The organism is Corallincola spongiicola (assembly GCF_004284785.1).
Lineage (GTDB): Bacteria > Pseudomonadota > Gammaproteobacteria > Enterobacterales > Neiellaceae > Corallincola > Corallincola holothuriorum.
Window position 1 is genome coordinate 306,416 of the sequence record NZ_SHLY01000004.1, and the last position, 7,044, is coordinate 313,459.

1 protein-coding gene, 2 rRNA genes and 2 pseudogenes are annotated in these 7,044 nt (G+C 50.5%); 3 read left to right on the forward strand and 2 right to left on the reverse strand.

Going from position 1 to position 7,044, the window contains the following annotated elements:
* Nucleotides 1-79 precede the first annotated feature (79 nt).
* The 3 genes and pseudogenes from ptsG (EXY25_RS13545) to ptsG (EXY25_RS13555) all read left to right on the forward strand — a co-directional run.
* A pseudogene (ptsG, locus tag EXY25_RS13545) lies at nt 80-1,492 on the forward strand (PTS glucose transporter subunit IIBC); the annotation flags it as partial.
* A 556-nt stretch (nt 1,493-2,048) separates the two neighbouring features.
* On the forward strand, nt 2,049-4,583 hold the full coding sequence (gene ptsP, locus EXY25_RS13550; RefSeq protein ID WP_130567168.1) for a phosphoenolpyruvate--protein phosphotransferase: 2,535 nt from the start codon (nt 2,049-2,051) through the stop codon (nt 4,581-4,583).
* Nucleotides 4,584-4,618: 35 nt separating this feature from the next.
* Nucleotides 4,619-6,055: pseudogene (gene ptsG, locus EXY25_RS13555) on the forward strand (PTS glucose transporter subunit IIBC); the annotation flags it as partial.
* A 680-nt stretch (nt 6,056-6,735) separates the two neighbouring features.
* On the opposite strand, the gene rrf reads toward ptsG (EXY25_RS13555), so the two are convergent.
* Together rrf and EXY25_RS13565 are read right to left on the reverse strand one after the other, a co-directional pair.
* Nucleotides 6,736-6,851: ribosomal RNA gene (gene rrf / locus EXY25_RS13560) — 5S ribosomal RNA — on the reverse strand.
* 89 nt (nt 6,852-6,940) lie between these two features.
* A 23S ribosomal RNA gene (locus EXY25_RS13565) occupies nt 6,941-7,044 on the reverse strand; the annotation flags it as partial.

Genomic DNA, 7,044 nt, shown 5'->3' on the forward strand with positions numbered 1-7,044 from the left:
CGGCGGTACAGGCTAAAACGAAGCACTAGAAAACTAAAAACATAATTAAATCTAAACACAAATAGATAGGTAACAGGCTATGAGCATTTGGAAAAACTCTTTTTCCGCCCTGCAAAAGGTCGGTAAATCGCTGATGTTACCCGTGTCCGTTCTACCGGTCGCGGGGATACTTCTCGGTGTCGGTGCAGCAAAATTCAGTTGGCTGCCCGAGATCGTTTCTCAAATCATGGAACAAGCCGGTGGTGCCGTATTTGGCAACATGGCGCTGTTGTTCGCCATTGGTGTTGCATTGGGCTTCACGAAAAATGATGGTGTTGCAGCACTTGCCGCTGCGGTCGGTTATGTGATCATGACCAAAACGTTGGCCGTTGTTGCGCCAGGCACCGATGTTGGTGTTTTAGGCGGTATTATTGCAGGTGGTATTGCAGGTTGGGCATTTAACCGCTTCTACCGCATCGAGCTACCTGCTTACCTCGGCTTTTTTGCCGGGAAACGCTCGGTACCGATCATCACAGGTTTCGCCGCTATCGGTGTCGGCTGCGTGTTGTCATTCATCTGGCCGCCTATCGGCAACCTGATTGCCAGCTTCTCTCATTGGGCGGCATATCAAAACCCAACTGTTGCCTTTGGTATCTACGGTGTGGTTGAGCGTGCTCTGATCCCATTCGGTTTGCACCATATCTGGAATGTGCCGTTCTTCTTTGAAGCAGGCCAATGTGTTAACGCTTCCGGTGAAACCATCAACGGTATCCTGAGCTGCTACAGTGCAGCGGATCCAGCCAGCCGGGCAGCGGGCAACGGCTTCGGTCAGTTAGCCGGTGGTTACATGTTCAAAATGTATGGTCTACCTGCCGCTGCTATCGCTATCTGGCACACAGCCAAGCCTGAAAACCGCGCCAAAGTGGGCGGTATCATGATCTCAGCTGCCCTGACCTCATTCCTAACGGGCATTACCGAACCAATCGAATTCGCGTTCCTATTTGTTGCACCAGTACTGTATGCGATCCACGCACTGATGGCTGGCTCTGCATTTGTTCTGACTAACGCTTTAGGTATGGTTCACGGCACCACCTTCTCTCACGGTTTGATCGACTTCATTGTGTTGTTTGCTAACTCGCAAAAAGGCTGGTTATTCCCGCTATTCGGTGTGATGTATGGTGCGCTGTACTATGTAGTGTTCCGTGTCGCTATCATCAAGCTCAACCTGAAAACGCCTGGCCGTGAAGATGAAACTGAAGCAGCTGAAGTTGCAAGCAGTGGCTCTGATCAGGCAAAACAACTGGTAATGGCCTTTGGCGGCGCTGCAAACATCACTAATCTAGATGCCTGTATCACTCGCCTTCGTGTCAGTGTGATTGATACCGCAAAGGTCGACCAAGCTAAACTTAAAGCGATGGGTGCCGCTGGTGTTGTTCAGGTAGGTGACGGTATGCAAGCCATTTTCGGTACGCAGTCTGAAAACCTGAAAACAGCGATGGACGAGTATCTTTCACAGTCAGGTTCGCTGCAGGAAGCGCTTGCAGTCCCAAAGCCTGAAGCCGTTCACCGAGACGATAGTGCTGCGCCAGTCGCCACAACCGATGTCGCACCACTGGTTGCCACACTCATCGCTCAGATGGGCGGCCGTGATAACATCGAGAGCTTTCAAACCTGTGCTACCAGTCGCTTACGCTTAAAGCTAAAGGCGGCGGTGCAACCAGATGAGCAAGCACTCTCGGCAGCAGGCGTGACTGATGTAATGAAGATTAACGATACTGTATTTCATCTGTTGCTTGGTGAACTCGCATTGCCTTGTGAGGCAGAAGTTAGCCTGCAGCTCGGTCAATCTTAATAACTTAACGTGATACCTGCTTAAAGAGCCCCACCAATTGGGGCTCTTTTTTTATCCCAGCGAAGCGAGGCTAAACTCGCCAAAGGGTTACACCGGTTCGGTTACAACAATGTGACCTACACAGCCAAATTTTCTTTAACTTTCAATCATTACACCACGCAAATTGCATCCTGTGCACTATAGTTATTTTCATCTTCTTTTAATGGAGTATGAGAATATGGCCCAGCCATCTTTACAGCTTAAGGCCCCACTTTCCGGTTACATAAGATCAATCGAAGATGTGCCAGACCCCGTCTTTGCACAAAAAATGGTTGGCGATGGCATCGCCATAGACCCAACCAGTCAAGTCCTGGTGTCCCCGATTGACGGTACCATTGTTCAGATCCACCCCGCCAAACACGCTGTTACCATCCGCTCAGAGCAAGGCGTTGAAGTGTTGATGCATATTGGCTTAGACACTGTGCTGCTCAAGGGGGAAGGTTTTTTTCCTCTGGTGACAGAGGGCGAGCGAGTTACGGTTGGCCAACCCTTAGTTGACTTCGATGCGGATCAAATTGCACTCAATGCGCGTAGCCTATTAACGATTATCATTGTCACCAATGGCGAGCTCGTGCACTCCTATCAGTACGGTTCTGGCCATGTCGAAGCGGAGCAAGACACCGTACTTGAGTTATCGTTAGGGGAAACCTCGACTCAAGAGATAATAGATAAAGAAACCTACCAACCAGTAACGAGCAGTGACATCGTTATTCCCAACCCGGCAGGTCTCCACGCCCGACCTTCCGCGACATTGGCAAACTTGGCCAAGCACTACCAGTCAGAGATCACTTTAGTTCGAGAAGGACTAACGGCCAATGCCAAGAGTGTTGTCGCTATCATGGGACTTAACGTGCAATTTGGTAGCACCATCCAGATCACTGCCAAAGGTCGTGATGGTGCCAAAGCAATCGAAGAGCTAACCGAGCAAATTCACTTGGGATTAGGTGAAGAGGTCGGTGAGCAAGTCGCTCCTTCCGCGGCCGCCGTCGCAGAGCCAGAAGAAGCCCCGTTGCTCCAAATTAAGAGTGACGAGCAGGATGTGTTAATTGGCGTCTCAGCATCCCCCGGCCTAGCTATTGGTGAAATCTATCAGATAGTCAAACAAACCCTCAGCTTTGATGAAGATGCTAACGACAGCAACACCGAGCAGGAAACCCTGGTCAACGCTATCGAATGCAGCCGAAGCGCATTGGAAAAACTGCAAACCAAACTTAAAGCTGAAGGTGCAACCGATCGTGCCGAGATCTTCTCCGCCCATCAGGAGTTGCTGGAAGATCCGGGGATCTATCATGAAGCCAAGCGCCTAATACACACCGGAAAGTCGGCCGCGTTTGCCTGGGACTCTGCGATAAAAATGCAGAAAGCAGTGCTCACTCAGCTCGATAACGAAGTACTCGCAGCGCGAGCGAATGATCTAGAAGATGTTGGTCAACGTGTACTTCACCACATATTAGGTTATGGCGATCAAAGCTATGACTTTCCACAGAACAGCATATTAATTGCGGAAGATCTAACACCATCAGACACCGCGAATTTGGATAAAGAAAAGGTGATCGGTTTCTGCACCTCCCTTGGCGGATCCAGCTCCCATGTTGCCATTATCGCTCGGTCGATGAATCTACCAGCCATTGCAGGGATTGATAAGGCCGCCCTAGAGTTACCTGCGGGACGTTCGGTGATCCTGGATGGTGGCAAAGGCAAACTCTACACCGCGCCAACAGCGGAGAAGATCAAGCAGATAGAAGAGCAGCAAGCACAGCATGCTACCGCAAGAGCAGAGGCACTCAGCAGCTGCATGGAGCCAGCAGTAACGACTGACGGCCACCATATGGAGATTGTTGCCAATATCGGCAGTAACGCTGATGCCATAGAGTCGATCAAGTTGGGAGGCGAAGGGGTCGGCTTACTCCGCTCTGAATTCCTTTACCTAGACCGCGTCTCCGAACCTGATGAAGAGACCCAAACGCAGATCTACAGTGAAATAGCTGAAACCTTGGGTAAGGATAAACCACTCATTATCCGAACCCTAGATGTTGGTGGCGATAAACCCTTGGCCTATATGCCTTTGCCGGAGGAAGAGAATCCTTTCCTTGGCGAGCGCGGTATCCGCGTCGGACTTAATCGACCCTCCATGCTAAGACGCCAGGTTAGGGCAGTTCTGCGGGCCAACGAAAAAGGCAAAGTACGGATCATGTTCCCTATGATTGCCACTCTGCCAGAGCTGCTTGCCGCGAAAGGTGTCGTCATTGAAGAAGCTGAGAAGCTTGGAATTACCGGTGTAGAGATCGGCATCATGATCGAAGTACCTGCCGCCGCAGTCATGGCAGAAATATTCGCTGAGCATGTCGACTTCTTCTCCATCGGCACCAATGACCTGACCCAATACACCTTAGCGATGGATCGCGGTCATCCAGTATTAGCCCCCATGGTTGATGCATTAAACCCGGCGGTACTGCGCCTGATCGATATGACAGTGAAAGGGGCGAATGCCCACGGCAAATGGGTCGGTGTCTGCGGAGGGGTAGCAGGCGACCCGATCGCGGTGCCCATTTTGGTAGGACTCGGCGTAGCCGAGCTCTCAGTAAGTGTACCTGTACTCCCTGAAGTAAAAGCAAATGTACGAAAACTCAATTATGAACAATGCAAACAGTTCGCGGTTAAAGCCCTCGCTCAACCTGATGCGACTGCAGTTCGCAATTTGAGCATGGACTAACACGCGGCCAACAACTACTAGAAAAGGAACGCCCTATGAGTGTCTGGAGACATTCCTTCGCAGCATTGCAGAAGGTAGGTAAATCGTTAATGTTGCCAGTATCAGTATTACCTGTTGCTGGTATTTTATTGGGGGTCGGTGCAGCCAAATTTGGCTTCTTACCGGAACTTCTCTCCCAAATCATGGAACAATCTGGTGGCGCGATATTTGGCAATATGGCATTGCTATTCGCTATCGGCGTCGCTCTTGGTTTCACCGAAAATGATGGTGTCGCAGCGCTCGCAGCAACGGTTGGTTATGTCATCATGATCAAAACCTTGTCCGTTGTTGCACCAGGAACGGATGTCGGGGTACTCGGTGGTATCATCGCGGGCGGGATCGCCGCGTGGGCATTTAAACACTTCTATAAGATCCAACTTCCAGCCTATTTAGGGTTCTTCGCTGGTAAACGCTCCGTCCCAATTATTACCGGCTTCAGCGCTATTATTGCGGGCGTGATCCTCTCTTTCGTCTGGCCGCCAATCGGTGACGCAATCAGTGCCTTTTCGCACTGGGCCGCAAACCAGAACCCAACTGTCGCATTTGGTATATATGGCGTCGTAGAACGTTCACTGATCCCCTTCGGCCTCCACCACATCTGGAACGTACCCTTCTTCTTTGAAGCAGGTGAGTGTGTGAATGCATCAGGCGAAAAAGTGAATGGTGTTCTTAGTTGCTATCTCGCTGCAGACCCTGCGACTAGAGCAGCGGGTAATGGCTTTGGCCAACTCGCTGGTGGCTATATGTTCAAGATGTATGGCTTACCTGCCGCAGCTATCGCTATCTGGCACACCGCACGCCCTGAAAACCGCGCCAAAGTTGGCGGTATCATGATGTCAGCAGCATTGACCTCTTTCCTGACAGGTATCACCGAACCAATCGAATTTTCATTCCTATTTGTAGCACCTGTACTTTACGGCATTCACGCGTTACTTGCTGGCTCTGCATTCGTGCTGACTAATGCGATCGGAATGGTTCACGGCACCTCGTTCTCCCATGGGTTAATTGACTTTATTGTGCTCTACCCTAACTCGCAAGAGGGCTGGTTGTTCCCCGTATTTGGTTTGATGTACGCCGCCATTTACTACGTTCTATTTAGAGTCGTGATTCAAACCATGAACTTAGCGACACCGGGCCGAGAAGACGCCATGGTTGTCGACGATGACGAAGAAGAGACATCCAGTAGCGGAGATCCAGCAGCCGATAAAACCCTCGCACTTATCGCGGCATTTGGCGGAAAAGACAACATCTCCAGCCTTGATGCCTGTATCACTCGGCTACGTGTAGGCGTTAAGGATATCGCGCAGGTTAATCAAGACAAATTGAAGTCGATGGGCGCAGCTGGCGTCGTGGTTGTCGGGAATGGGATCCAAGCCATTTTTGGCACCCAATCTGAAAACCTAAAAACCGATATGGATGAGGCGATACGCTCGGGAAAGGCTGATGGCGTTGCACCCACAACTACGGCCCAGGTGCAGGCGCCAGTGGAATCTTCCACATCGGTATCATCAACGGCCGTAGATATTAGCGATGACGTTAAGCAACATATAGATATCATTTGCGAGGCGATGGGAGGCGCGGCAAACGTTGCCGATGTTATCGCCTGCGCAACCAGCAGATTAAGGATATCTATTAAGCAACCCGTTGATGTCGAGCTAGCCCAGCTTGAAGGGGCTGGTGTGAAGGACTTCATGCGGATTAACGACAACCTTTACCACTTACTGGTTCAGGATAATCCGACAGCTCACGAAGCTGAACTTAGAAGTCGTATTAAATAGAGCGCCTTAATAAACCAGCAAAGCCCATCCAAGTGATGGGCTTTTTGTTGCCTGAAGTCGCCAGCATGGGAAATGCCCCTCTCATGTAGTCTGCTTATTTTACTAGTTGACTGGCAGCGAAATGGACCGGAGATAGTCAGGTAAAAATGCTTAACTATTTGTCAGTCTCCTGCCCTGATTGACGGCTCTTTCAGCTTGATGACAACACTAAAGGGCCGTCGCTAAGCGCACTGAAAACAAAAAAGCCCCTCGCTTGGGCGAAGGGCTTTACTGTTTTCAACGGTCTTAAACGCAAAAAGGCTACCCTATCGGGTAGCCTCTTCACTGTATTAGGTGTCTGGCGGTGACCTACTCTCACATGGGGAAGCCCCACACTACCATCGGCGCAATTGCGTTTCACTGCTGAGTTCGGAATGGGATCAGGTGGTGCCACAACGCTATGGCCGCCAGACAAAAACTTAATTAGGAAAATGCCGACTGTCACTCTATCGATTTTGGCGTGTCTTGCACGTCACTCTCTCAAAACTTCTTAGGGGTTGTATGGTTAAGCCTCACGGGCAATTAGTACAGGTTAGCTCAACGCCTCACAACGCTTCCACACCCTGCCTATCAACGTCGTAGTCTTCAACAACCCTTTAGGGGAC